The organism is Krasilnikovia sp. MM14-A1259 (assembly GCF_047159535.1).
Lineage (GTDB): Bacteria > Actinomycetota > Actinomycetes > Mycobacteriales > Micromonosporaceae > Actinoplanes.
Window position 1 is genome coordinate 4,673,693 of sequence record NZ_BAAGAJ010000002.1, and the last position, 24,873, is coordinate 4,698,565.

31 protein-coding genes and 1 pseudogene are annotated in these 24,873 nt (G+C 69.3%); 20 read left to right on the plus strand and 12 right to left on the minus strand.

From position 1 onward, the window contains the following. Positions 1 to 9 precede the first annotated feature (9 nt). Positions 10 to 789: an SGNH/GDSL hydrolase family protein gene (locus ACMCNK_RS21195; RefSeq protein ID WP_412738129.1), complete on the minus strand. Its 780-nt coding sequence runs from the start codon at positions 787 to 789 to the stop codon at positions 10 to 12. A 139-nt stretch (positions 790 to 928) separates the two neighbouring features. On the opposite strand from ACMCNK_RS21195, the gene ACMCNK_RS21200 reads away from it, so the two are divergent. The 3 genes from ACMCNK_RS21200 to ACMCNK_RS21210 all read left to right on the plus strand — a co-directional run bounded on the left by ACMCNK_RS21200 (position 929) and on the right by ACMCNK_RS21210 (position 3,938). Then, on the plus strand, positions 929 to 2,656 hold the full coding sequence (locus ACMCNK_RS21200) for a proline--tRNA ligase (RefSeq protein WP_412738130.1): 1,728 nt from the start codon (positions 929 to 931) through the stop codon (positions 2,654 to 2,656). A 196-nt stretch (positions 2,657 to 2,852) separates the two neighbouring features. Continuing rightward, positions 2,853 to 3,281 carry a SufE family protein gene (locus ACMCNK_RS21205; RefSeq protein WP_412738131.1) on the plus strand — a complete coding sequence of 143 codons (429 nt, stop codon included), beginning with the start codon at positions 2,853 to 2,855 and terminating at the stop codon, positions 3,279 to 3,281. 15 nt (positions 3,282 to 3,296) lie between these two features. Next, a complete protein-coding gene (locus ACMCNK_RS21210; protein WP_412738132.1) occupies positions 3,297 to 3,938 on the plus strand; it encodes a DsbA family protein in 642 nt (213 codons plus the stop codon). Between the two features lie 47 nt (positions 3,939 to 3,985). Here ACMCNK_RS21210 and ACMCNK_RS21215 read toward each other — a convergent pair whose 3' ends face one another. The 4 genes and pseudogenes from ACMCNK_RS21215 to ACMCNK_RS21230 form a co-directional block, all read right to left on the minus strand. After that, on the minus strand, positions 3,986 to 5,572 hold the full coding sequence (locus tag ACMCNK_RS21215; protein WP_412738133.1) for a diguanylate cyclase: 1,587 nt from the start codon (positions 5,570 to 5,572) through the stop codon (positions 3,986 to 3,988). A 223-nt stretch (positions 5,573 to 5,795) separates the two neighbouring features. Then, positions 5,796 to 6,332 (minus strand): helix-turn-helix domain-containing protein, encoded by a 537-nt coding sequence (locus ACMCNK_RS21220; RefSeq protein ID WP_412740938.1) that lies wholly within the window; start codon positions 6,330 to 6,332, stop codon positions 5,796 to 5,798. A gap of 120 nt (positions 6,333 to 6,452) precedes the next feature. Beyond that, positions 6,453 to 7,393, minus strand: a pseudogene (locus tag ACMCNK_RS21225) (DUF2332 domain-containing protein). Positions 7,394 to 7,418: 25 nt separating this feature from the next. Next, positions 7,419 to 8,189, minus strand: coding sequence for a DinB family protein (locus ACMCNK_RS21230; protein ID WP_412738134.1), 771 nt, complete (start codon positions 8,187 to 8,189; stop codon positions 7,419 to 7,421). A gap of 315 nt (positions 8,190 to 8,504) precedes the next feature. Here ACMCNK_RS21230 and ACMCNK_RS21235 point away from each other — a divergent pair, with 315 nt between their 5' ends. After that, the gene (locus tag ACMCNK_RS21235; protein ID WP_412738135.1) at positions 8,505 to 9,170 is read left to right on the plus strand and encodes a hypothetical protein; all 666 of its coding nucleotides are present in this window, start codon (positions 8,505 to 8,507) and stop codon (positions 9,168 to 9,170) included. Positions 9,171 to 9,213: 43 nt separating this feature from the next. On the opposite strand, the gene ACMCNK_RS21240 is transcribed toward ACMCNK_RS21235, so the two are convergent. Continuing rightward, complete coding sequence (locus tag ACMCNK_RS21240) at positions 9,214 to 10,464, minus strand: MFS transporter (protein ID WP_412738136.1); 1,251 nt, start codon at positions 10,462 to 10,464, stop codon at positions 9,214 to 9,216. Positions 10,465 to 10,752: 288 nt separating this feature from the next. Between ACMCNK_RS21240 and ACMCNK_RS21245 the strand changes: the two genes are divergently transcribed. Next, positions 10,753 to 11,613: a glycosyltransferase gene (locus ACMCNK_RS21245; protein WP_412738137.1), complete on the plus strand. Its 861-nt coding sequence runs from the start codon at positions 10,753 to 10,755 to the stop codon at positions 11,611 to 11,613. Positions 11,614 to 11,734: 121 nt separating this feature from the next. On the opposite strand, the gene ACMCNK_RS21250 is transcribed toward ACMCNK_RS21245, so the two are convergent. Next, the gene (locus tag ACMCNK_RS21250) at positions 11,735 to 12,187 is read right to left on the minus strand and encodes a VOC family protein (protein ID WP_412738138.1); all 453 of its coding nucleotides are present in this window, start codon (positions 12,185 to 12,187) and stop codon (positions 11,735 to 11,737) included. A gap of 406 nt (positions 12,188 to 12,593) precedes the next feature. On the opposite strand from ACMCNK_RS21250, the gene ACMCNK_RS21255 reads away from it, so the two are divergent. Further along, the gene (locus ACMCNK_RS21255) at positions 12,594 to 12,842 is read left to right on the plus strand and encodes a hypothetical protein (protein ID WP_412738139.1); all 249 of its coding nucleotides are present in this window, start codon (positions 12,594 to 12,596) and stop codon (positions 12,840 to 12,842) included. 105 nt (positions 12,843 to 12,947) lie between these two features. Here the strand turns inward: ACMCNK_RS21255 and ACMCNK_RS21260 are convergent, their stop codons facing one another. Then, positions 12,948 to 13,346, minus strand: coding sequence for a response regulator (locus tag ACMCNK_RS21260; RefSeq protein WP_412738140.1), 399 nt, complete (start codon positions 13,344 to 13,346; stop codon positions 12,948 to 12,950). 307 nt (positions 13,347 to 13,653) lie between these two features. Between ACMCNK_RS21260 and ACMCNK_RS21265 the strand changes: the two genes are divergently transcribed. After that, positions 13,654 to 14,043, plus strand: coding sequence for an STAS domain-containing protein (locus ACMCNK_RS21265; RefSeq protein WP_412738141.1), 390 nt, complete (start codon positions 13,654 to 13,656; stop codon positions 14,041 to 14,043). Between the two features lie 15 nt (positions 14,044 to 14,058). Here ACMCNK_RS21265 and ACMCNK_RS21270 read toward each other — a convergent pair whose 3' ends face one another. Continuing rightward, positions 14,059 to 14,799: an STAS domain-containing protein gene (locus ACMCNK_RS21270; protein WP_412738142.1), complete on the minus strand. Its 741-nt coding sequence runs from the start codon at positions 14,797 to 14,799 to the stop codon at positions 14,059 to 14,061. 329 nt (positions 14,800 to 15,128) lie between these two features. Then, on the minus strand, positions 15,129 to 15,701 hold the full coding sequence (locus tag ACMCNK_RS21275; RefSeq protein ID WP_412738143.1) for a hypothetical protein: 573 nt from the start codon (positions 15,699 to 15,701) through the stop codon (positions 15,129 to 15,131). A gap of 361 nt (positions 15,702 to 16,062) precedes the next feature. Here ACMCNK_RS21275 and ACMCNK_RS21280 point away from each other — a divergent pair, with 361 nt between their 5' ends. Then, positions 16,063 to 16,632, plus strand: a complete 570-nt coding sequence (locus tag ACMCNK_RS21280) for an HD domain-containing protein (RefSeq protein WP_412738144.1) — start codon at positions 16,063 to 16,065, stop codon at positions 16,630 to 16,632. On the opposite strand, the gene ACMCNK_RS21285 is transcribed toward ACMCNK_RS21280, so the two are convergent. Next, positions 16,612 to 17,082 (minus strand): NUDIX hydrolase, encoded by a 471-nt coding sequence (locus ACMCNK_RS21285; RefSeq protein WP_412738145.1) that lies wholly within the window; start codon positions 17,080 to 17,082, stop codon positions 16,612 to 16,614. The two genes, ACMCNK_RS21280 and ACMCNK_RS21285, sit on opposite strands and share 21 nt — an antisense overlap. A 12-nt stretch (positions 17,083 to 17,094) precedes the next feature. Beyond that, on the minus strand, positions 17,095 to 17,847 hold the full coding sequence (locus tag ACMCNK_RS21290; protein ID WP_412738146.1) for a helix-turn-helix domain-containing protein: 753 nt from the start codon (positions 17,845 to 17,847) through the stop codon (positions 17,095 to 17,097). Positions 17,848 to 18,006: 159 nt separating this feature from the next. Between ACMCNK_RS21290 and ACMCNK_RS21295 the strand changes: the two genes are divergently transcribed. The 12 genes from ACMCNK_RS21295 to ACMCNK_RS21350 all read left to right on the plus strand — a co-directional run bounded on the left by ACMCNK_RS21295 (position 18,007) and on the right by ACMCNK_RS21350 (position 24,803). Beyond that, the gene (locus ACMCNK_RS21295; protein WP_412738147.1) at positions 18,007 to 18,384 is read left to right on the plus strand and encodes a hypothetical protein; all 378 of its coding nucleotides are present in this window, start codon (positions 18,007 to 18,009) and stop codon (positions 18,382 to 18,384) included. A 128-nt stretch (positions 18,385 to 18,512) separates the two neighbouring features. Continuing rightward, a complete protein-coding gene (locus ACMCNK_RS21300; RefSeq protein WP_412738148.1) occupies positions 18,513 to 18,722 on the plus strand; it encodes a hypothetical protein in 210 nt (69 codons plus the stop codon). Next, a complete protein-coding gene (locus tag ACMCNK_RS21305; RefSeq protein ID WP_412738149.1) occupies positions 18,715 to 19,650 on the plus strand; it encodes a hypothetical protein in 936 nt (311 codons plus the stop codon). Before ACMCNK_RS21300 ends, ACMCNK_RS21305 begins: the two co-directional genes overlap by 8 nt. A gap of 16 nt (positions 19,651 to 19,666) precedes the next feature. After that, positions 19,667 to 20,014 carry a hypothetical protein gene (locus ACMCNK_RS21310; RefSeq protein WP_412738150.1) on the plus strand — a complete coding sequence of 116 codons (348 nt, stop codon included), beginning with the start codon at positions 19,667 to 19,669 and terminating at the stop codon, positions 20,012 to 20,014. A 124-nt stretch (positions 20,015 to 20,138) separates the two neighbouring features. Continuing rightward, positions 20,139 to 20,399, plus strand: a complete 261-nt coding sequence (locus tag ACMCNK_RS21315; RefSeq protein ID WP_412738151.1) for a hypothetical protein — start codon at positions 20,139 to 20,141, stop codon at positions 20,397 to 20,399. A gap of 2 nt (positions 20,400 to 20,401) precedes the next feature. Next, positions 20,402 to 21,274 (plus strand): FtsK/SpoIIIE domain-containing protein, encoded by an 873-nt coding sequence (locus ACMCNK_RS21320; RefSeq protein WP_412738152.1) that lies wholly within the window; start codon positions 20,402 to 20,404, stop codon positions 21,272 to 21,274. Continuing rightward, on the plus strand, positions 21,274 to 21,423 hold the full coding sequence (locus tag ACMCNK_RS21325; RefSeq protein WP_412738153.1) for a hypothetical protein: 150 nt from the start codon (positions 21,274 to 21,276) through the stop codon (positions 21,421 to 21,423). Before ACMCNK_RS21320 ends, ACMCNK_RS21325 begins: the two co-directional genes overlap by 1 nt. 112 nt (positions 21,424 to 21,535) lie before the next feature. After that, positions 21,536 to 22,090: a hypothetical protein gene (locus ACMCNK_RS21330; protein ID WP_412738154.1), complete on the plus strand. Its 555-nt coding sequence runs from the start codon at positions 21,536 to 21,538 to the stop codon at positions 22,088 to 22,090. 16 nt (positions 22,091 to 22,106) lie between these two features. Beyond that, a complete protein-coding gene (locus ACMCNK_RS21335; RefSeq protein ID WP_412738155.1) occupies positions 22,107 to 22,544 on the plus strand; it encodes a hypothetical protein in 438 nt (145 codons plus the stop codon). 770 nt (positions 22,545 to 23,314) lie between these two features. Beyond that, complete coding sequence (locus ACMCNK_RS21340) at positions 23,315 to 23,665, plus strand: RRQRL motif-containing zinc-binding protein (RefSeq protein WP_412740939.1); 351 nt, start codon at positions 23,315 to 23,317, stop codon at positions 23,663 to 23,665. Beyond that, positions 23,662 to 23,922, plus strand: coding sequence for a hypothetical protein (locus ACMCNK_RS21345; protein ID WP_412738156.1), 261 nt, complete (start codon positions 23,662 to 23,664; stop codon positions 23,920 to 23,922). Before ACMCNK_RS21340 ends, ACMCNK_RS21345 begins: the two co-directional genes overlap by 4 nt. After that, positions 23,919 to 24,803, plus strand: a complete 885-nt coding sequence (locus ACMCNK_RS21350; RefSeq protein WP_412738157.1) for a DUF2637 domain-containing protein — start codon at positions 23,919 to 23,921, stop codon at positions 24,801 to 24,803. Before ACMCNK_RS21345 ends, ACMCNK_RS21350 begins: the two co-directional genes overlap by 4 nt. Positions 24,804 to 24,873: the final 70 nt, after the last annotated feature.

Here is a 24,873-nt window from a genome sequence, read left to right on the forward strand (position 1 = left end):
CCGCCCACGCTATCCCTTTTCGGCCGTCGGCACCGGCGCCAGCGCAGGTCGTTTCGCGGTCACCAGGTCCCCGGACGAGGCGCCGGTCAGCCGCCGCTTGAGCCACGGGGCCAGGTACTGCCCGGCCCAGCGCAGGTCCGCGCCGCGGGCCGACAGCCACGGGGCGGGCGGGGGCATCGGGGGCGCCAGCAGCCACTCCGCGTCGACCTCGACACCCAACGCGCCCAGGACGTGCGCCGCGACGCGCCGGTGGCCGGCCTCGGACAGGTGCAGCCGGTCCGTGCTCCACAGCGCCGGGTTGTGGAACGTGTCGTCGCCGTGCAGGTCGACGAGGTGGGCGCCATGCTTGTCCGCCAGCCGCTTGGCCCCGTCGTTGAGGACCGCGGCGCGCGGGCCGACAAGGCGCTGGCCGGGCAGCATGGCCGCGACGTCCGCGAACCGGAACAGGATCACGTCCGCGCCCGCGGCGCGCATCCGGCCGATCACCGGGTCGATCCGGGCGATCAGCGCGGCCGGGTCGGCCTTGCGCCGCAGCACGTCGTTGCCGCCGGCGGCGAAACTGATCAACTCGGGGCGCATCGCCAGGGCCGGCTCGACCTGCTCCGCCAGCACCTGATCGAGCAGGCGGCCGCGGATGGCCAGGTTGGCGTACCCGAAGTCCGGTCCGGCCTCGACCGCGAGGCGCGCGGCGACCAGGTCCGCCCACCCCCGGTACGTGCCGTCCGGGTACGCGTCGTCCATCCCCTCGGTGAAGCTGTCCCCCATCGCCACGAAGCTGCCCCAGCCCATCGGCCGCCCCCTTAACGTCTGCTCACCTCGATGCATCGCCAGTTTTACACCGGGCATCGGCAGGCGCACGGCAGCGTGACGCTGCCGACACCCCGAAACCGGCGTGACCGATCCGTCTCGTGATCCCTACGCTGCGACCATGTTGCTGCGAATGTCCACCATGCTGCTCCGGACCCTGCGCGAGGAGCCGGCGGACGCCGAGGTGCCGAGCCACCGGCTGCTGCTGCGCGCGGGCTACGTCCGCCGCGCCGCCCCGGGCGGCTACACCTGGCTGCCGCTGGGCAAGCTCGTGCTCGACCGGGTCTGCGCGATCGTCCGCGAGGAGATGACCGCGGCCGGTGCCCAGGAGGTGGCGTTCCCGGCCCTGCTGCCCCGCGAACCGTACGAGACCAGCGGCCGGTGGACCGAGTACGGCGACGACATCTTCACGCTCACCGACCGGCGCGGGGCGGAGTATCTGCTCGCGCCGACGCACGAGGAGCTCTTCACCCTCCTGGTCCAGGACATGACCATCTCGTACCGGGACTTCCCGCTGATCCTGTTCCAGATCCAGACGAAGTTCCGGGACGAGGCCCGGCCCCGGGCGGGGCTACTGCGCGGGCGCGAGTTCCTGATGAAGGACGCGTACTCGTTCGACCTGTCCGACGACGGGCTGGCTGCCGCGTACGCCACGCTGCGCGCCGCGTACCAGCGGGTGTTCGCCCGGCTCGGGCTGGAGCACACGGTCGTGGCCGCGATGTCCGGTGCGATGGGCGGCTCGGCGTCCGAGGAGTTCCTGGCCGCCGCGGCGGTCGGCGAGGACACGTACGTGGGGTGCACCCGCTGCGACTACGCGGCCAACACCGAGGCGGTGACCACCCCGGTGCCCGAGGTCACCACACCGGCGACCGGCGCGCTGACGGTGCACGACACGCCGGACACGCCGACGATCGCCTCGCTCGTGGCGCTGGCAAACGCCCGCGCCCTGGACGGCCGGACCGATTGGACCGCCGCCGACACGTTGAAGAACGTCGTGGTCACGGTGCACCGGCCGGGCGCCGAGGACGAGCTGCTGGTGATCGGCGTACCCGGGGACCGGGAGGTGGACCTGAAGCGGCTGGACGCGGCACTGAGCCCGGCCACGGCCACGATGTTCGACGACTTCGCGTCGCGGCCCGAACTGGTCAAGGGCTACATCGGCCCGCAGGGGCTGACGCTGCGCTACCTCGCCGACCCCCGGGTGGCGCCGGGCACGGCGTGGCTGACCGGGGCGAACGCGGCCGGCAAGCACGCCACCTCGGTGGTGGCCGGGCGCGACTTCACCCCGGACGGCACGATCGAGGCCGCCGAGGTGCGCGCCGGGGACGTCTGTCCCGCCTGCGCCGAAGGCGAGTTGACCATGCGCCGCGGCATCGAGATCGCCCACATCTTCCAGCTCGGCCGCCGATACACCGACGCGTTCAAGGTCGACGTGCTCGGCGCCGACGGCAAACCGGTGCGCCCCACGATGGGCTCGTACGGCATCGGGGTGTCCCGGGCGGTGGCCGCGATCGCCGAGCAGCACCACGACGAGCGGGGCCTGCTCTGGCCGGACGAGGTGGCCCCGGCCGACGTGCACATCGTCGCCACCGGCAAGGACGGGCAGACCGAGGCGGCCGTGGCGCTGGGCGGCGAGCTGGTCGCGGCCGGGCTACGGGTGCTGGTGGACGACCGGCCCCAGCTGTCGGCCGGGGTGAAGTTCACCGATGCCGAGCTGATCGGTATCGCGCGGTCCGTCGTGGTCGGCCGCCGTCTGGCCGAGGGGTACGTGGAACTGCGCGACCGCCGCACCGGGCAGCGTGACGAGGTCCGCCTGATCGACGTGCCGCGCCTGCTCACGTCGCGATAGCCGGGATCGTCCCCGGGCGCGGTGGCCGGTTGTCCGGCGCGCCCGGGATGCCGCGGCAGACTGACGCCTCCGTGTCCCGCGGCGGGACCCAGGCACTGGTTTCGCGGCTCGCGGGGGCCGGAATCGTGGCGGCGATCGATGTGTCGCTGCTCTCGACATCCGGCTCCGGCGTGACCCGCACGCGTAGGGTCGAGGCGTGACCGACATGCCGCCGAAGCTCGCCGAGATCGTCGACGAGTTCGCGTCCGCGCCGCGCGAGGTCGTGCTGGAGATGCTGCTGGAGTTCTCCGACGCGGTGCCCGCCCTGCCCGCCGAGCTGGCCGGGCACCAGGGGATGGAGCAGGTCCCCGAGTGTCAGACCGCGTTCTTCCTGCGCGCCGAGGTGCAGCCCGACGGCGTCGTCCGGGCGTACTTCGACTGCCCGCCGGAGGCGCCCACCACCCGCGCGTTCGCGGGCATCCTCGCCGAGGGGCTGGCCGGTGCGGGCACCCCCGAGGTCCTCGCGGTCCCCGACGACCTGTACGACCGGATGGGCCTCGGCCAGGCCATCAGCCCGCTGCGGGTGCGGGGCGGCACCGCGATCCTGGCACGCCTCAAGCGCCAGGTGCGGGAACAGTCGGCCTGAGCCGGGAGGAGCGCGATGGACATCCAGGTCTGGTCGGACATCATCTGCCCGTGGTGCTACCTGGGCAAGCGTCGCCTCGAACACGCGCTCGCCGAGTTCGGCGCCCATTCGACGGTCACGTTCCGCGCGTACCAGCTCGACCGCTCCCCGGTGCCGGCGCCCCTGCCACTGAAGTCGGTGCTGGCCGCCCGGTTCGGCGGACCGGCCCGGGTGGAACGGATGTGGGCCCACTTCACCCAGGTCGCCGCGGCCGAAGGGCTGGCGGTGGACTTCGAGCGGGCGGTCGCGGCGAACACGTTCGACGCGCACCGGCTGGTCGTCTGGGCGGCGCATCAGGGCCGCCAGGCCACCATGCTGAACGCGGTGCAGCGGGCCCATTTCCTGGACGGGGCCGACATCGGGTCACACCCGGCGCTGGCCCGGCTGGCCGGGACGATCGGTCTCGACGAGGCGGCTGCCCTGGCGTACCTGGGCTCGGGAGCGGGTGCCGAGCAGGTGCACGCCGACCAGGCGGCGGCCGACCGCCTGGGCATCACGAGCGTCCCGACGTTCATCGTCGACGGCCGGTACGCGCTGCAGGGCGCGCAGGAGCCCGCCGTGCTGCGGTCGGCGTTCGAGGAAATACTGCGCCGGGATTCCGTCGACCTCCGTCGATGACGTTCCACGTGAAACGTCATCGATGATCTTCGTTCCCGATGAATGCCTCAGCGGTCGCGGAAGGCGCGTGCGCGGTACTCGCGGCCGGCCACCACGCGGTCCCGGCCCGCGCGCTTGGCGGCGTACAGATGATGGTCTGCCAGGGCGAGCACGGCCGACTGGCTGCGCGTCGACGCCTCGTCGGCGCCCGCCACCCCGATGCTGACCGTGACCGGCAGGCCGCCGGTGACATCACGCCAATCGTGCGCCCGGACGGCCCGCCGGATGTCGTCGAGCTGCGCGGCCGCCGCGGCGACCGGCGTCGCGGGTAGGACCAGGAGGAACTCCTCGCCGCCCATCCGGGCCACGAAACCGTCCGGCACGGCCGCGGCCAGCTCGCGTTCCAGCACTCCTGCCGTCCGCACCAGCACCTGGTCACCGACCTCGTGGGAGAGCTCGTCGTTGATCCGCTTGAAGTAGTCCAGGTCGACGATCGCCACGGTGAGCTCGTACCCGGCGGCGATCAGGCCGGGCAGTTCCTCGTCGATGTACCGGCGGTTGTGCAGGCCGGTCAGCGGGTCGCGGCGGGCCTGCTCGCGGAACCGCTCCGCCTCCTCGCGCGCCTCGGCCGTCTCGAACTCCGCGAGCCGGTTCTGCGCCTGCGCCTCCCGCTGCAAGGAGCCCAGCCGCTCATGGGCGGCGAAGAACGCCTTGTGCATCGCGAACGCCGCGGCGTGCTCCCCGCGCAGGGCGTGCAGCTCCGCCTGCTCCTCGTGCACCCGGACTTGCACCTCGTGCAGCTCCCGCTCGATGCACAGCTCCCGGGAGGCGTCCAGGCTGGCCTGCGCCTCCTCGACCGCGCCCAGCCCGCGCAGGGCGCGGGCCATGGTGAGCTGATACTCGGCGAGGTCGTCGGCGTCGTCACTGAAGCCGGCCTCGTACTGGGCCAGGCACGCGCGCATGGTGTCCACGGCCGCGGCGTACTCGCCGTTCTCGATCTGGATCACCCCGATGGTGTCCAGCGCGGCAGGGTCGAGCTCGAATCCGTTTTCGTCGGCGTGCGCCTGGAGTCGCCGCGCCACCTCTTGAGCCCGCACGAAGTCGCCGCTGGTGTACTCCGTGTACGACCAGTTGTTGAGCAACATGGTGAGCAGCTCCGGCTGGTCCAGCTCCCGGGCCAGCTCCTCGGCCTGGCGGTACCGGACCCGCGCGGCGTCGATCGCGCCGTTGAGGCCCAGCGCGTCGGCCAGCCGCGTGCGGTGGTTGATCTGCATGTACGGGGTGGCGTCGTCGTCGAGCAGTTCGACCGCGCTGACCGAGTGCTCCAGGCACTTGGCCACGTCACCGGACAGCCGGTGGATGTTCGCCCAGTTCAGGTGGGCTCGCGCCTGCAGATTGCGGTCGCCGTGCGCCACCGCCCAGTCATGGACGTCGTGGATCTGCCGGGCGGCCCCCGCGAGATCCCCGGTACGCATCTCCATGCAGATCCGGCAGAACCGGGCCCGTACGAGTAGCGACTCGTCGCCCAGGGTGGCAGCCTGCCGTTCCAGCTCGGCCGCGGCGGCGTAACCGGCCTCGGCGTCCCAGACGATCTCGTTCTCCATCGTCAGGAGGGCAGCCGACAACTGCTCGGCTGCGGGCGCGCCGCCGGTCACAGATCCACCCCCCTCTGTTCACTCTTCCCATCGGCCCGAGCAGGTCCGGCTGAAGCAACCGGAGCCGATGGCGCGCACCGCAGCGCCGTCAGCGTGTTGAAGGTCATCCGGCGCGGCCCGCATCGTGACCGTCCGGCCGCCGTTACGAGCGCCCGGTGACCGGGCCGCTGTATACGTCAGACAGAACGTCAGATACGTCGGACAGAGCGCAAGAAACGATCGGTCACACGTGGTGCAGCACGCGTTCGCGGTGTTCCGGGCTCATCGGGCGGGCCCGGTCGCGGCGGCTCTCCGCCAGCGCCGCCAGCACCGTGTGCCGCTCACGCTCCGTAAGCACGCCGGCGAACGGGGAGGTGCGACGCAACTCCACGGCGTACCGGGCGGACGAGGTCAGCGCGTCCAGCACCGCTTCGACGCCCTGTTCCAGCACGACCTCCCAGCGGTCGAGCCACTCCCAGGCGCTGCCGTCCGGATGCATTCGGCGTAACCGGTGCAGGTTGCCCATACCCGCCGCGAGCACCCCGCCCGGGTCGGCGACCAGCTTTCCCGCCACCGCCCGGTGCAGCCACAACGACCGCAACTCCGCCGGGCCGAGGCTGGGGTGGACCAGCGCCTCCAGATCGGCCCGCCGGATCCTCCGGTCGCCGCCGACCCGCACGTACGGCAGCAGGCCGCGCAGGCACAGGTCCACGACGTGGGCCCGGGACGAGCGCAGAAGGACGGCCGCCTCACCGGTCGTCAGCAGCCCACCCGTACGCATCGTCACAGGTGGATGTTCGTCCCCGTGACCGCCGCCGCACAACACCCGAACGGCCATACGCGAGGTCGCCGGTACGCAGCATGAAAGTGAATGGTGACCGCTGCGGTGTCCGGTGTGGAGTCAGCCGATCCCCACGATCGCCTGGCCGTGCGCTCCGGCCCAGGCCAACGGGCGGCCGTCCAGCGCGAGCACGTGGTGTACGCCCGCGGCAGGCGGCGATGCCATGTCGAAGCCCAGGACATCCGGGGTTTCGAGACTGAGCCAATGGCCGGGCAACGCCCGCACCAGCTCGGTGAACGCGGTCCTGCGCGCGGGCGGGACCTGATAAAGCACGACCGTGTGGAACACGACCAGGGTGGCATCTTTCGGCGCCAGCGCCGCCAGGGCCGGAAGATCGTCGACCAGGTCGCCTCGGCGCAGCAGCGGCGGATCCGCCGCCGCGACCGCGGCCGCCGCCTGCAGCCGAGCGCGCCGGTGCTCGTGCTCGGGCCAGATCAACGCGTCCAGCCAGGCCAGGTCCCCGGGGGCGGTCACGTCGAGCGGGTTCAGGTCCAGCCCTGCCCGCCACACCACGTGGGCAACGACGTCGGTGTGTCCACACCCGTGGCGGCACATTCCAGAACCGGCTCGCCCGTGCCGACCGTGTGGGTCCCGTACCGGTAGGCGTACCGGTCCGGGTACAGATTCAGGCCGGCCGACGCGCCGACCTCCAGCAGCGCGATCGGCTGCGGCAACGCGGCGAGCACCGGCAGCAGCACCGCACACCGGCCGGCCTCGTTCGTCTGCGTGGCCCGGGCGCGCATCTCCCGCTCGATCGCCGGCCAGTTCGCCATGACGTACCGGCGGAAGGCGGCCGGGTCCAGCACCGGGCCGCCGAGCAGCCGCACGGCCCCGAACAGCAGGTTCGGCTGGCGTTTGGGCTCCGGCAGCGTGTCGAGCCGGGCGAGGAGATCGTCGTCGCTCGCGACCGCGTGCGCCAGGCGCTCGTAGGCGGGCGACACCCCGTGTGCCTCGCGCTCGGCGAAATCGGTGTACCAGGTCGCAGTCGTCACGGCGCCCATGATCCCACCGCGGTCGTCTGCCGGATCATGCACCCGCGAGCACGGCCAGATCCCGCTCGGCGTAGAGCCGGTGCTGCCACTCCTCGTTGAGGACGATCGACAGGCACTGGCGTACCGGATAGCTGCGCGGCCGCGGCCAGCCCGCGGCTTCGACCGGCTCGGTGTCGGCAGCGAGTGATTCGGCGGTCAACGCCTCGATGAACCGGCGCACCGTGGCCATCCGGTCCCGGCGCAGCTCCAGCACCTCGTCGAGCGACGGCCGCGCCTCGCGATCACGCGGCACTCCCGGGGTGTCGGGCATCTCGTCCCACGGGAGTCCCAGCGGATCCCACGGTGCCGGGTCACCGAGGAGCGCCCGGCCGACCCAGGAATCGGTGGCGAACACGAGATGCCGCAACGTCTCGACGAACGACCACTCACCGTCGACGGACTCGTGCAGCAGTTCCGGTCGCAGGCGGCGCGCCCGGCCGACCGTCTCTGCCCACAGCCGCTCGACGATGTCCCACGCTTCGACGAAACCTGCCGGGTCCGTCGGGCGCATCTTGACCCGGTCGGGATGACGCCGGTCGAGCTCGGCCTCGACCAGCGGCCCGATGTCGACCCCGTTGATCGTGACGTTCTCGATCTCGCCGTCGATGGCGACGTTGCCCAACTCGACGCCGCGCATGACGACGCCGCACAGGTCGACGCCGCGCAGCCGGGCGTCGCGCAGGTCGACGGCGAAGAACTGGGCGCCGGTGAGGTCGGCTCGTTCGAACCGCGCGTTCCGCAGGTCGGCATGGACGAAATCAGCCATGCGGCCACGCTACGCCGGGGGAACTCCGCCGGCCCGGGTTGCGGCTCTCATATCCGTACGCAAAAAGCTCGCGCTCGTGGTCTCGGCCACGAGGCAGTGCTACCGCTTGCGTGCCGCCCGCAGGGCGGCAACTGCGATGAACGCGCCGAACGCGATCAGCGCAGTCATCAGCAGGCAGAGGATGAGCTGCCACGGTGCTATGCCACCCATGGCCACGTAGGCTAGATCACCACGGCAAACCGGAGGAACCCTCGCGCCCGCTCGGTTTTCGCAGGTCGCGGCCGGGCTTTGCGAGGTCTGTGTACGGTGCGCTCCGTGGATCATGACGAGTTGACGAGACAGTCGTTCGATGCCCGGGTAGCGGCCTGGTCACAATGGGGCGCCGTTGACGGTGACGTGCTGACCCATCTCGTCAACCCGGTGTTCACGGGTGGACCGGCGTGGCCGAACATCCGGCAGGCGTACGTGGTGGGCCGCCGGCCCGGCGAACTGCTGCTGGCCAGTGACGGCCTGTCCGACCCGTACGACGAGGACGAGCCGGACACGAACGGGCTGGGGCACGAGTTCTACGCCACGACGACCGACCCGATCGACCCGATCGCCGCTTCCTGGCTGTGGGACGTGGTCTGGCAGACCAGCAACAACGCCGCCCGCCACGGCGGCCTCGCCGAGCTGATCGACGACATCGGACTGCTGTCGATGGAGCTCTACGACGTACGCATACCGGACCCGTACGCCGGCAACTTCATCAATGCCGACGAGCGCGTCGGTGTTCTGCTCGGCCTGACCGACGCACAGCCGCCGGCGACGGTCGCCGGGCCTCTGTCCACGATCCGGCTCATCAACATCAAACTGCTGACCCTGGACGAGCTGGCCTACGCCGCCGAGTACGGAGAAGCCGGCCGACGGGAGCTGGCCAGGCGTTTCGGCGCACAGGGCCACATGTTGGCATCCAGCCTCGACCGACCGAGCGTGGTGTAACCGCGCGCGGGACGCCGCTGGTGGCTCACGAACCGACGCTGCACTACCCGCGTCCGGCTGACGCTCCCGCTCCACTGTCCACGCTGTCCTCACGGGGCGGCAGATCGTCGGGCACCACGGTGACGGACGGGGCACGTCGCGCCCGCGCCACCGGATAGGCCACCGCCGTCGCGAACACACCGCCGACGCCCGACACCAGCACCAGCAGCCGCGGCTCGAAACGGTCGACCAGCGGCCCGGCGGCGAGAAGGCCGGCCAGCATCGCGCCCTGCACGGACGCGCTCAACGTGGCGAACGCCTTTCCCCGGTGCTCGGACGGGGCACGGTCCACCAGGATGACCTTGCTGAAGATGTTGATGCCCGCGTTGAACAGCCCACCGACGGTCATCGGCACGAGCATCCAGGCCGCACTCGGCACGGCGGCGATCGCCAGAATCGCGACGCTGGCACCCGCGGTGACCAGCAGCATCAGCGGCACGGTCACACGGTTGCGGTCGACCCGGCCGACGAACGGCGTGGCGATCAGCTGGCCGGCGGTCCACGAGGCGGTGATGACGCCGTACCAGACCGGCGAGGCGCCGAGCGTCTCCCGCACGAAGAAGACGTCGACCACGTTGATCAGGCTGACCCCTGCGCAGGCGGCAGCGAGCGCCGCGATCATGACCAGGAGCGTACGGTCGTCACGGACCCGCCATCCCCGATCCGTGACCACGGTGGTCCTCCTCCGGGCATCCGGACGGCGGCGCGTACGGATCAGCATGCCGGCGCCCACCAGCGCGAGGTAGCTCGCCGCGTCGAGCAGCAGCGCGGGACGCGCCCCCGCATGTCCCACGAGCAGGCCGGCCAGCGCGGGTGCGGACAGCATCCCGATCTGCCCCGCGGTCTGCACCAGGGCGCTGGCCCTGCCGAATTCGTCGGGACGGACCATCTCGGGCACCAGCGCCCCGAACGTGGGCTGCGTGAACGCCAGCCCGGACGCGAGCACGGCAACGAGGGCGACGATCAGGACCGGGCTGCTCACGTACGCCAGGAGGCCGCACACCGCAGCCTGCAGGAACCCCACGACAACCAGCAGCGTACGGCTGTCCACTCGGTCGACCACGCGGCCCGCGAGCGGCGCCAGCAACGCGATCGGCAGCGCCGCCGCGATGGTCAGGCCCGACACGGCCACGCCGCCGTGGCCCGCCTGCTGGAGTACGAGCGCGAGTGTGGTGGCGGCGAGGAAGTCTCCGCAGACGGAGACAGCCCGCGACCCCGCGACCAGGTAGACGTCGCGCGCATTCGTGAGGGGCATAGGCGGATTCTGTCTCAAGTGGTCTTGGCGGCCTCAAGGGCCGTCGCGTCGCCGCGTCTTGACGTCTGCGAACACGTCGAGCAAGTCCGACATGATTTACCGGTGATCACGTCTTGATCCTCCCGCCGAGATAGGGGACATCCGCGATCCGCGGGCACGCCTATTCGCTGGCGCCGTCAGGACCCAGGCTGTCGTCCGGCGGCCTCGAGGCCCTGGTTTCGCACTTCACGATCGGAACGACCGGCCGGCCCGGCTCAGCATGCGGCCCAGCCTGCCGAACAGATAGTTATGGCCCGGCCACTGCTGGCCGCGGTACTGATCGTCAAGGACGAGGCCGCGATGCTGCCCGCCTGCCTGGAGTCGCTCGCAGGCGTGGTCGACCAGATCTACGTGCACGACACGGGCTCCACCGACGGCACTCTGGCGGTGGCCGCCCGGTACGGCGCCACCGTCACCCGCGGCAGCTGGCATGACGACTTCTCAGCCGCGCGCAACGAGGCGCGACAGGGCTGCCCGGCGACCTGGATTCTCGCCGTCGACGCGGACCACCGGGTGACTGCCGACCCCGGCGCGCTACGGCTGCGGCTGGCCGAGGAGACCGCTGACGCCCTCCTGGTACAGGTCGACGGCGCGCACCCCACCGGTCCCCATACCCAGCTCGAGACCCGGCTGTACCGGCCGGACTCGGTCTCCTGGACCGGACGGGTGCACGAGCGGCTGGTCCGGCCCGACTCCACGGCGCCGGATCAGGGCGTCCTACCCGCGGCCACGCTGCAGCTGCACCACCTCGGCCACGCCACGTACGCGGGCCGGATCCGGCGTGCTGATCGCAATATCGCCCTGGGCAAGCTCACCCTCGACGAGCTCGCCGCCCAAGGACCAGCCGCCGACCGGCAACAGATCGCCCGTACGCTGCTCGACCTGGGCCGTGACTGCGTGGCGGCCGAGCAGCGCCAGCAGGCGGTCGACACATTCTCCCTGCTCCGCGGGTTATTCCCTGGCACACCGGAAGCGTCGCTGGCCAACGACGCGCTGGCCAACCTCATGGTCGGGGTCTGCTACGACAGGTTCTGCCTGGTTCTGGTCGATCAGCTGCAGGCTGCGGGAAAGCCCTCGGGCCCTGGTCGACACAGCGGGCAGGAATCCTGACACTGCCCAGGCAGCCACCATGATCAGCGGATCAGCAACAAGCACCGCCGCAGGAGGATTGGGGTCTCTTCACCGACGCAGCGTACGAGCTGACGGTTGCGTCCTATGTGCAGACCGACGTTCAGCGTGGGAACGGACCCAGAGGTGACTTGTCGCCTACGGACCACTTGTGACCGAACGGGTCCGTGAATCCGCCTTGGCGGTGGGTCCCCCAGGGCACCTGGTGATCCTCGATTCCCGCTCCGGCTTCAGCGCCCGCGGTGACGGCGCGCTCGATGAAGCTGTCGGGGTCATCAACAAACACCTCGATGCGGGTACTTGTGACCCCCGCCTGGCCGGGGCTGGTCTCTGCCGGGTTCCGGGGATTGACCTCATGGAGGAAGAAGGCGGCGCCACTGATCTCAAGGCCGGCAACACCGCCGAGGTCCCACAGCTCTGTCGCGCCCAGAGCAGCCTTGTACCAGGCAACCGCAGCGTCTGCTTCCGGGACGATCAGCATCACAGAGATCACCGGTGGTGAAGCGGATGTCGTGCCGCCGGTCAAGGCGGACCGCGCTTTCGGCTCCTCAGTCATGCCTACAGCATGCCGGGCGTCACCAGCAGATCGTGTCGACCCGGCCGACACCGGAACTCCACCAGCTCCAACGACCGGCAGGGATGCCGCTTTCTTGACCAGGGCCGCTTTTGAGGCTGAGACTGACGATCCGCTGACCGGATCACCCAACACGGGGACTTCGCAAGCCGACGAGGAAGGTCTGGATGCCCTCTGAGCTGCGAGAATGCCTGGTGGAGCCCAGGGGACTCGAACCCCGAATATCGCCGGGCGCGCATATGGACCTTGCTGACCCCTTTGACCTGCGGTGGCGCTGCCATAGGTTGCCGACGTTTGACACTGCTTTTGCCAGCCGTTTGTCGTGGAAGTGTCGTAGTGGATCTTGGCGAACCTTGATCGTCTCGTACACGTGTTCTACGCTGCCGAGATGGTCGAGCGGGTGGAGCACTGGTTCAACCGCCGCTACGGCATGGCCCGCCATGACGTCTACTTGGTCCGCACCGCCACCGGATGGCAGGTTCTTGGGCGCGTGGGTGGAGCTGAGGGCCGGGAAGTGCTCCACTACTTTGACCAGGAGGGCGACGCGCGGGCGATGCTTCGGCGAATGCTGGAGACTGTGCCGCCCGAGCTGTCGAGTTGGGCCGAAATGACGGCCTACAAGAATCGTCCGTCATGAGGACGGGTGCGGAGACGCCGACCGGATGATCTTCCCGTCGGGCGGCTGCCGTCGCTGTCGTGCGGGCTTGCTGGAGCCGACGACCCCAGAGTCGCGGCCCTGGCTCTACGGGCACGTCATGGGAGGCAGTCCATCGTGATGCCCGGCGGTTAGCGCCTTATCAAGGCAGTCGACGAGGTCCCGCGAGAGGAAAGGCTTGCTCAGGAGCGCGGTGGCTCGCGCATCAGCAGCGCGGTGGTCACCCGGCAGCAGAGTCCCGCTGACGAAGATCACGGGCAGGTCGGCCGTGTCCGCACAGGCACGGATGGCCTGGCAGAGTTCAACGCCGGACATCCCTGGCATGTCTAGGTCGCTGATGACGGCGTCGGGGTGGCGTTCCCGCACGTCGTGTAGTGCAACCGCGGCGTCTGCGGCGTCAATCACTTCATGGCCTGCCCGAAGCAAGATTCGAACAACCACGGCTCGGATGTCGTCCTCGTCCTCAGCCACCAGAATGAGCGCCATGTGGCCTCCTCCTTCAAGCGCCGGAGAGATCTCGGGGGCCACGGTTATCACTCATGGTGCCCACCGCATCGCCTGTCTATTCCCCCTGACAACTATCGGGTTTGAGCGCTCGCCAAGGCGGGAAGTGTTCCCGATGGCCGCCTTCCAATCCAGAAGGCGGCCGGCCAAACGCACCACCGGTACCGCGTGATGACGGTCAGTGGAGATCCCTATCTGATCTTGGTCTCGGTGCCAGGATGGAACTTGCGAGACGAGCGCGCGGGGGTGGGGCAGACCGGCAGGGGTGGGTACGACGGAATGTTTCAGAGTGTGTGAAGAGCGCGGTCGTGACGGAGTCAGCCGCCTGATCGTTCGGGGCGAGATCGACCAAGCCGTCGGACCGACCTTGGCCGCACGCATCACTCAGGCAGCCAGCCGACCGGAGACCACCGAGCTGATCATCGACCTGCGGCAGGTGTCGTTCCTCGCTGCGGCTGGGATCACCAGCCTGTTGGAGGGCCGGGCCGCAGCCATCCGACACGGCTGCTACTACCGCGTGGCCAACGCCCACGGCATCGTCCGCAAGGTGCTGAGCATCGTCGAGCTGCTCGACCTGCTTCAGCACGATGACCGCGTCCTACCCCGACACGGTGCCCGCGGGCACCGCCGCCTTCACCTGGACGCACCGCCCAGCGGCCGACCGCAGCACCGTCGCTGAACTGGCAGGTTCGGCTCATGCGCTGGCGGACCGCCCCGCGCGCAGGCCTGCCCACACGGTCTTGCCGTCCTCGTGCAGGTGCCAGCCCCACCACAGCGCGGTCGCGTCCACCAGCAGCAGCCCTCGCCCGGCGGTCGGTTCTAGTGACCCAGGCTCCCCCAAGCAGGGCGCGGCGGTGGAGCCGTCCCGCACGCTGATCAGCAAGAGTCGGCGGCCCAGCGTCAACCGAAGCGCGGCCAACGTGCCCGCGTGCACCGCCGCGTTGGTGGCCAATTCGCCTGCGATCAGACATGCCGACCCGGTCAGGTGCGGCAGCTCCCAGCGGGCACACGCCTCGGTGGCCAGCTCCCGCGCCCGACTAGCGGCCTCGGCCACCGGCAGCAATGTGTCGCAGATCAGCGTCATCCGGCGCCGGGCGGGCACCGACAGCGCTTGCTGGACCGATCGGAATACTGGCATTCGGCCTCTGCCGCGTCGAGTAAGCAGCCGTGCCATCTCCTCATCCGCGGTCGCCGCCAGCATCGGCGTGCCCGGCCACATCGCGGCCTGCCGGACCACCGCCGCGAACACCGATGCCGCGAGCGGCTGCCGAACTACCAGGCCCGAAAGGTCCACCACCACTGCGTCGGGCTGCTCCGCCAGCGCCTTCAACAAGGCCGTCCGAACCTGCGGGGCACTGTCCAGCGACAGGTCACCGGACAGCCGTACCAGCAACCTGTCGCCGAACTGCTCGACCACGCATTCCAGGAGCCCCACCACGCCATCGTCACGCCGCCGACGTCATACCGCTATCCGGTACACGAATCAAGACGATCCGGACAGCTCCCCCAGCGACCCCCGTGGACTTGGCGCACCCGCCATCGCCACGCCCCCATCCCCAAGGAGTCATCCCGGTCGCCTGGGCTTCGCCATGCCGGGCCGCCGCCCGGGTGTCAAACAGCTCTTCCGTTTGACGGCCGGGCGGGGGTCTGGCATCCCTTGGGCAGGCGGCCGGGATGACTCCGCACCGACCTTGACCACCCTCGGGCCGGGACCGGCCCGTCGGGATCATCCTGGGAGCCTGCCCGTCCGGCGAGGACAGGTCTTTAGTGGCAGTGCGCCTGGTCCACGTACCCGCCGCACCACGGGTAGGGCTGCACGGCGCTGAGCCTCCACCCTCCGTCCTGGTGCCTCGCGGTGAAGGTCCACGGATGCGGCTCACTCTTGTAGCTGGTCGCAGTCCCGCCCGACCACTGCGCCGACACCGGCACAGTCACGGTCACCGTCTCGCCGCCCTGGCTGGTGCTCTGGAATGACGACCAGGTCAGCTTGCTCGGTGGCGGGTCCGTCCGGCCGATCTCGGTCCGCAGCCCTTCCCACTGTTTCAGCAGCTCGTCACGACGGTCCGCATCGAGAGCCCGGGACAACCCGACCTCATCAAGCTCGCCGCCGACCGCCGCGAGGTTGAGGTTGAGCTGCAACAGGTAGGCGTCGGCCGCCTCGACGGGCGTCCCGAACGCGTCGCCTTGCCGCTGCGTGTAGTCGAGCAACGCCACGATCGGCACGGCTCCCAGGCCGCAGAGGCAGAAGCCGGCCATCAGGCAGACCGCAACAATCCATCGCCTGCGGCGGCTCCACCCGGCGATGATGGCCCGTGGTCGATCGAAGATCCCGACCATCCCCGCACGATAGGCGGCCCCCGCGACTACGAATAGCCCTGGAACCTTGCCCCGATCTGCGGGTACGGCTCTGGGGCTATTGGTCGTTCGCGCCTGCCGCAGGGCTGGAACCGCCCGGGTCGCGCCCGTGCCGCCAGGCTAGGGCGCGTGCCCGGCGCGGCGCGCCTCCGGCGCGGCCCTGCTGGGCGGCGCGACCGGCCCGCGCCAGCGGGCCGTTTAAACCCGTACAGAAATTCATCACAAGAATTGCCCGTCGTCTGCTGGCCCGTCGTCTGCCCGTCGTCTGTGTCCCGTCGTTTGCCGTTGATCGCTGAAGGGGTGCGGATTTCGTTGGACAATGCCCACTGTCTAGAATCACCGCATGACGAATGACAGCCCTGAGCGCGCAGCCTCGGCGTCCGAGGGACTGCTATCCGCTGCCCTGCCTGTGCGCTGGCAGCACGTCAAGGCGGTAGCCGCCAAAGCCGAGAAGGTTGGTCGGCGCATTTCTGGGGTCGATTTTAATGCGCTAGTGTCGGCGGCGTGGCTGCACGATGTCGGGTACTCTCCGCCCTTGAAAGATACCGGTCTTCATGCGTTGGATGGGGCACGGTGGCTGGCTCGTAACGGCTTCGACCGGAGGGTTGCATCGCTTGTTGCATATCACTCATGCGCGCGTTATGAATCCGTCGAACGGGGTCTTGACCAACTTCTCCTTGCGGAGTTCAACCAGGAAATGTCACCTACCGCTGACGCGCTGTGGTACGCAGACATGACTACGGGACCAGACGGATCCGATCTCACGGTTGAAAATCGGCTTGCGGAAATCGCCCGTAGATATGGCCCGGATGATCCCGTAACGCGGTTCTGGAAGAAGGCGGAGCCAGAATTGATGGAGGCGGTTCGCCGCACCGAGGCCGCTCTCGCCCGGTCAACCGATGTAGGGGCTTGAGCGGTTCTCGTAGCCGTGGTCGATGCGCAGCCGCATAGATGGATTGATTGGAACTGAGTCCAAGTCGCTGCGGGGAACCCATCGTACCTCCGAGGATTCATCGCTCGGCTGCGGTGTGCCGCCGAGGTAGTGACCTCTGAAGCAAATGGAGAACTGCTGCCTGACCTCGCCATCTGAATAGGCGACGACGTGGTTCGGGTTGGTGTAGATCCCGATTAGACCGTCAACCTCGATGTCTATTCCGGACTCTTCCTTGGTCTCTCGCACTGCGGCATCCGCGATGTACTCGCCGAACTCTTGCGCCCCGCCTGGGAGTGCCCACAGCCCGTTGTCGGTTCGTCGGATCAGCAGCACACGGTCCTGACGATCCAGGACGAAGGCAGTGACGGCCACGACGATGCTGTTGGCCTTCGGTGCGTTGGGATCGTTCAGGTACTCCGTACGGGACATGCTTCCATGGTCTCACCAAGCCTCGGGCCACACGACCCGTGACTTCGACAGGACCCGGTTGAAGCTCGCGGTGTAGTTGTCGAAAAGCTCACCCCCTGCAATGCGCCGAAGGTGCATAACCGGCGCATATGCGGCGGGAGTTCCGTACAGGTGGGTGTTCACGAGCATGTCGTCATCGAACCGATAGATCGAGTTGTACAGCGTGGTGTTGTGGAAGTAGATGGCGACGTTCTCCAGGTCTCGTAACTCCCGGTAGAAGGCAAGGACGTTGCGCACCTTGCCTGCCATCGCGTCTCCGATGCCTTCGTCCTCACCCCGTTCGGCGATCTGGCTACCGTCCGGATCTCCAAGCAGGATTTCGATCTGTACCCCGGCTTCGGCCTTCGCGCGCATGGTGGGCACCCAGCGCGGATGCTGCTCGGGCAGGAAGAGGCCCGCATAGGCCAGGATGCCGATCTGCCGAGTTGCGCCGTCGAGAAGTCGTTGCCAAAGCTCGGGCGGTAAGGCCCCTCGGCGAGGATAGATGTGGGCTACCTCGGATTGGCTTGCCTCGTTCCTACGCTCGTCGGAGTAGGCATCCGGCCACAGGTAGGACTCGCTTTCCCGGAGCGCAGCGGCAATCGCGCTGCGGTACTTCGGGTACGGCGCGCGCCCCTGGGTAACCCACCGCTCGGCGGTCTTTGGGTCAACCTTCACGCGTGCGGCCAGCTCGGTGGGTGTCAGACCTTGCTTGTGGAGGGCGTCGCGAAGACGTTCGTTCGGCATGCTTGCCTCCCGGGAGGGATTTCCTAGGGACGACTTTATCACACGAGGACGTCCCGAGTCGTCCTGCTGTGTGGTGAATACGTCACCCTCTGTCGATGGATGCTTCTAGGCATAGTCAGTCGCCCATGGTGGGCGCGACATCGATCAAGGGAGTCAGCTATGCCACAGCCTCGTATCAGTAGCCAGCCGCGTCTGATGCTGGACACGACGAACGTCATCTATGAGATGGCGGACGACATCGTGCCGAAGTTCGACGACAAGGGCGCTCAGAAGCTGGACCGGGAGACGGGTCTGCCGATGTGGACCGCGCCGATGTTCGGGCGTGGCCGTGCGGTCGGCCGGAAGTGGTCCGGTCAGCTGAACGTCACGATCGTCAGTGCGGAGAAGCCGGTAGCCGAGGACGGTGACCGGGTCGTTCCGGTCGATCTGGAGGCTCTGCCGTGGGTCTCGGAGCAGAACGGCAAGACGCGCAACGGTGTCGCGTTCAAGGCTTCGGCCCTGGACGTGGTCGTGTCCAGCGGCCAGGTGGCCGCCTAGATCCCCTGAATCTGCTGGCTCCTGTAGCCACCTGAGTCCAGGACGCGGGGCCGCCAGAGATTGGCGTCCAGTGCGGCCCCGCACCTGTTCAACCCAATTCCCTAGCCCTGCAACAGGGAGGAATCGTCGTGTCCAAGTCTATCCGCCCCTTCCACCTCAACACCCCTCGGTTGCGGCTGTCTTTCGGCAGCGACTTCCCGGACCCCGTCTTCCCGGCCGCCGCCAACGGTGACCGTGCGCCCGTCACCGGCCGGGTCTGGTACGCCCGCGGCTGCGAGATATACCCCGGCTACCTGCAGTGCGACGGCTGCTACCGGGGCGGTGCGTGCCATGAGTGAGCGCACCGGTCGCGGCATGTTCGGCCGCAACAACAAGGGGCAGACCGTCACGGTCATCGAGGCCCCGACCCGCTACAGCCAGCGCCGCAAGGCGAAGGTCGCGTTCTGGGTGGCGCTGTTCGTGGTCGGCCTGCTGACCGCCACGGTGGCGTCGCACTACTGGCACCCGATCCTCGGGTTCCTGTTCGGCCTGCTCGTCGGCGGCACCTGCGGCTCAGCACTGTATGTGCTGATCGTGATCTGGCCGGTGCTGCGGATCATCTGGTGGTGGCTACCCGAGATCCTGATCGGGTTGGCCGGCACCTACGGCTGGACGTGGCTGATGAACGTCACCCCGCTGTGGCTCGCGCTGCTGCTGGTCACGGTCGGGTTCGGCACACCGGCACTGTTCCGCACCTCGCGGTTCTGGATGCTGGCCCCGTTCTACTGCCTCGCCGTCCGGCACCGGCTGCGGACCTGTTTCGCCGCGTTCATCGCGACGAACCGGGAAGGCACCCTGCCCCTGATCATGCTCGCCCGGCCCACCCCGGCCGGGGAACGGGTCTGGATCTGGCTCCGCCCCGGCTTGTCGATCCGCAACCTCGAACAAGACGACCAGATGCACAAGCTGGCCACCGCCTGCTGGGGCACCGACGCCCGCGTCGCCCCCGCCTCGACCCGGTACGCGGCGTTCATCCGCGTCGACATCCTGCGCCGTGACCCGCTGACCGGCACCGTCCGGTCGAACCTGCCCGGCAAAGTCCCCGCCAACCACACCGACGACACACCAACCCTCGCCCTGCCGACACAGGCCCCGACCGGCGTGAACCTGGCCGACGTCCCGGCCCCCCGCAAACGGTCCTCCAACGACAACGACACCCGGCCGCGCCGCCAACGCCCGGCCGAACCGTCATCCCCGGACGACTACGACCCCAGCGACTACGCCTAACCCTTGGGAGCCAGCCATGTTCGACCACAACACTCACATCGAGGTCGGCCACCTGGGCTTCACCCTCGACGTGCAGACCGCCGACGACATGTACGACCCGCCGGTCCCGTCGACCGCCGTGAACCTGTACGGCCCGTACCCCGTGGTGACCGCAGCCGCGATGACCTTCGACCGGACTCCCGGCGTGGTCATCGTCGACCTGGACCTGCCGCACCCCTGCTCGCTGATCCACGGCTGTGTCCACGCCACGCTCATGCTCGACGGCCACGTCGACAAACAACTCCTCAGCGACGCAATCAGCGCCGTGTTCGGCGAGCCCGACCAGATCGCCATCGCCCCGGCGAGCAAGGCCCACCTCAACTAACCCGCACCGCCTGACACCTACGTGTCAAAACCCTTGCCCGACGTGTTCCGGCGCGGCCGTCGACCCCTGGTCACCAGCGCCGCGCCGGACCACCACCCACCATCCCTTGAAGGAGCACCCCGACATGACCCGCCCGCTGCGTTTCGACTCCGCCACCCTGCTCGATGACCTCGCCGCCGCCCGCGACGAACGCGACCAAGCCCTCCTGTGCCTGCGCCGCCTGGTCGCCTACGCCCGCACCCAGGTTCGCCCCTGCCCGTACCGGCTGGCCGACCTCGCCGAAGCGGCGGGCATGTCGATCTCCGGTGTCCGGATCTGTTACCGCCCGGCCGACGTCGCCTACGTCCGCACCATCGCCCACCTCGACCGCAAAGCCCCGGAGTAGCCATGACCACCGTTCCCGCCGTCCGGGGGGCCGCACCGGCCGTCCCCGTCGGCACGCTGATGTCCATCTTCGACCCGCTGTTCCTCGGCATCGACGAGTTCGGTCACCCGGTCTACCTACCGCTGATCTACCGCAACATGCTCATCGGCGGTGAACCCGGCGCCGGGAAATCATCCCTGCTCAACACCGTCGTCGGGCACGCCGCCCTGTGCCACGACGTCAGCCTGTGCCTGCTGGATGGCAAACAGGTCGAACTCGGCCTGTGGGAGGACTCCGCCGACGTGTTCGTCGGACCCGACCTCGACCTCGCCATCCTCACCCTGCACCGGCTGCAAACCGTGATGGACAACCGGTACGCGTTCCTGCGCTCGGTACGCCGCCAGAAGTTCCTCCCGCGCGACGTGTTCAACGCGATCCTCGTCGCGATCGATGAGATCGCCTACTTCTCCGCCACCGCCGGGGACAAGAAGGACCAGGAGAAATTCGTCGCGCTGCTACGCGACCTGGTCGCCCGGGGCCGGGCCGTCGGCATCATCGTCGTCGCCGCCACCCAACGCCCCAGCTCGGACATCATCGCCCCGTCGCTACGGGACCTGTTCGCCTGGCGGTTCGCCGGACGCTGCACCAACGACGTGTCCTCCGACATCGTCCTCGGCCACGGCTGGGCCGCTCGCGGCTACAGCTCCAACCGGATCGACCCGAACAACCAGGGCTGCGGCTACCTCATCGCGGAAGGCGGCATCCCCGCCCTGGTCAAAGCCTGCTTCATGTCCAACGCCGACATCATCCGCGTCGCGGACTACGCCGCGTGGACCCGAAGCCACACCCACAGCAGCCCCATCGAGCTGCCCCACCAGTGGAAGGACGCCGCCTGATGAACACCACCACTAGCCCGCGTCTGCGGTTCCGGACCGGCCGCGTCGTCGCCATCCGGTGCACCACCTGCCGCCTGTGGCGCAACCCGCGCCAGTACGGCCGCAGCTCCACCACCTGCCGCGCCTGCCGCAACGGCTGGCACGACTGACCAAGGCACCACCAGCAGGACCCCATAGGAACGGCCGACGAACCGGACCACGCCCTAGGAAAGCTGCCCGGCCCGTCGGCCACCACCACCGCCCACGAAAGGACGTGGCGTCATGCACCGTACCGAAAACCCGACCGGCCCCGCTGCCGACACCGACGAGAACACCACCGTCACCCCGGCGACGACCCTGCGCGGAGCCGCCCGCTACCTGACCACCTACGGGTGGGCAACCGACGACTATTACGCCTTCATCGCCACCGACACGACCCAACTGCCGCCGTGCTGCGCCCTGGGCGCTATCGGCATGGCCGCCTACGGCCGCCGCACCGAAGACCCCTTCGCCTGCATCGACCCGGCACTCCGCGGTGACTTCACCGACGCCGTCGACGTCCTCACCGAATACCTGACCCTCACCGTCGCCTCGACCGACTGGGTCAACGGCGGCGTTGCCGAGATCGACGTCGCGGTCTGGAACGACGAGCACGGCCGTACCGCCGAGCAGGTCATCGCGGCCCTGAACGCCGCCGCCGACGACTACGACCAGCGGCACATCACCACCACCGACCTCGACGCCGTAGCGGCGGACGTGCCGCTGCTGGATTCCGGCGGCTACCTGGCGTGCGGCTGCCACGGCACGCAACCCGAGCACACCTGCCAGCCCTTCTAAGGACGGGAGAACCGCGATGACCACCACCACTGCCACGGTCGCCGCTCTGCCGACCGGCCACACGGACCTCATCCTCGACCGGGCCGCCTGCTACCTGGCCCGCCATGGCTGGACGAGTGCCGGCCTCTACGACCACCACGACGGCTGCACCCGCAATTGCGTGTGTCACCGCACCGGCCTTTACCCGGCGTCGATCATCGGCGCGATCCGGGTCGCCGTGTTCGGCCAGCCCCGCTGGTACCTCGACACCGCCACCGACCACGACCGGCACACCTACACCGCCGCCGTCGAATGGCTCAACACCTACCTCATCGCCTACGGCCACGCCGGGCAACACGGCCCGGTCTTCGACTGGCAGAAGGCTCCCGGCCGCGACCTGGCCGACATCTGTGGCGCGCTGCACGCCGCCGCCAACGCCTACCGCCACCACACCGAGCGGAGGACAGCCGCATGACCACCGACACCGCCGACGTGACACGTACGTGTCAACCCTTCACCACGGCCGGTCTGCTGTCCGCGCTGGAAACCGCGTGGGCCGCCATCCGTACCCGGCACCCCGAGGTCCCCGCCGCCGTCCTGATCGTCGGCTCCGGATCACCCGCCAAGGGCAGCCAGTCCATGAAGTGGGGCCACTTCGCCTCCCTGCGCTGGCAGCACGGCGACACCCAACTCCCCGAAGTCCTCATCTCCGGCGAAGGACTCAAGCGCACCCCCGCCGAGGTGTTCACCACCCTGCTCCACGAGGCCACCCACGGCCTGGCCGACACGCGCGGCATCCAGGACACCTCCCGGCAGGGCCGGTGGCACAACAAGAAGTTCGCCACCCTCGCCGCCGAACTCGGCCTCACCGCCAGCAAAGACGACCGGCTCGGCTACTCCCCCTGCACCCTCACCGACACCACCGCCGCCGAATACGCGGACACCATCACCACTCTCGCCACCGCCCTCAACGCCTACCGGCATCCCGAACCGACCGGGGACGGCAAGGAGCGGACGAACAACAACAACGGCGTCTCCTGCGAATGCGAATGCCCCCGCAAGATCCGCCTCTCCACCAAAGCGTTCGAGGAAGGCCCGATCGTCTGCGCCGTCTGCGAATCGCCGTTCCTGCACGAAGACGTCGACCGCGACACCTACGACTTCCCCACCTTCGGCCAGCCGTGCCCGCACGGCGTTGACGACCAGGCCGACGACCGCGCTCCCGGCGAAGAATCGGAGGACCCGATGGTGTTCTACGACCCCACCGGCAGCAAGTACGGCATCCCCACCTACCCCTTCAAGATGGCCCCTTCCGGGCTGGCCACGGTCCGGCAGCTCCGCGCTGACGGACTTCGCCCCGGCGGTCAAACCCCTGCCGCCCAGATCCTGTGGCGTCGCGGTGACCGCAAAGCGTTCCTCTACCGCGTCGACCTGGCCAAGCCGAAGCGGACTGCCACGCCCGCCCAGCGGGCCGCCGTCGACAAGGCGCTGACCGCGCGCCGCACCTGCCCCACCTGCGCAGAGCTGAAGCCCTACTACATCCCGCGCCGGACCGGCGCATGCCTCGACTGCGAACCCGCTGGGGGCACCCGATGACCGACTGCCTGTACTGCATCGACACGCAGATGCCCGCCGGACGCGACGACGCGATCGGTGAACTGTTCGAACGCTGCCCGGTCTGCACCCAGCCCTGCCCGCGCTGTGACGGTGTCGCCGTCTACCCGGCGAACTACAACACCCCGCTCGAACTCGCGGCCGACCTGGCCGTGCTGCGCCTCGCCCCGGTCTTCTGCCTGGGCTGCACCGGCGTCATCGCCCTCTCGGCCATGTCCGCCACGGAGGACATCCCATGACCACCACACCCAAACCCGCGTCCCGTCCCGCGTCGTCGCGTGTGAACGCGCTGCAAGACGTGACCCTGCTCATCATCGTGCTACTCGTCGGCGTGATGGCCGGCGCGGCCTCGTTCAACCACGTCCACGACTTCACCATCGACCACAGCCCCACCGGCACCGCCGACTGGTTCGGCTGGGCCAACGCCGTCATCTCCGAACTCATCCCGACCGCATCCCTGATCGAGATCGCCCGCCGTCGCCGACGCAACCCCGATGCGAGCGTGGGCTATCCGATGGTGCTGCTGGTCGGCGCTGTCGGCTTCTCCCTGACCGCGCAGCTCGCCGTAGCCACACCCGGCGTGTTCGGCTGGATGGTCTCCGCCCTCCCGGCGCTGGCCTTCTTCGCCCTGTCCAAGCTCGTCTTCACCACCACCCGGCCCACCACTGACCAGGTCACGGCAACCCTGCCGGACGTCTCCCGCGCCCCGTCACCAGACATCACGCGCCCCGAGACTCCTCCGGCCGCCGCAACACCAACGACCAGGGCCACTGCCACACCCGAGAGCACTTCGGTGGAGATCCCGAGCACCCCGACACCGGCGAACAAGACCGCCCCGGCACCGGCTTCGACCGTCCCGGCCACCGCCGCCTCGGTTCCGGCCCCGGCACCCGCTGCGGCCCCGGCCGTGGAGAAGTTCCCGGCACCGCTGCTCGCCAGCGCCCGCACCATCGCCGCCTCCCACCGGCACAGCCACGGCGACGACATCAACCCCAACCAGCTCGCGGTCCGGCTCCGCGTCCCCACCACGGACGCCGCCGACATCCTCACCCAACTCGCAAACCACCCGACCGTCCCGGCCGACACCCGGCCCCGTAACGGCAGCCCTGTCACTGCATGACCGTTCGACGTTGCCTCTCGCGCCCGCAACCTCACCAAGGTTGCGGGTCCGGGAGACGCCGCCGAAACCC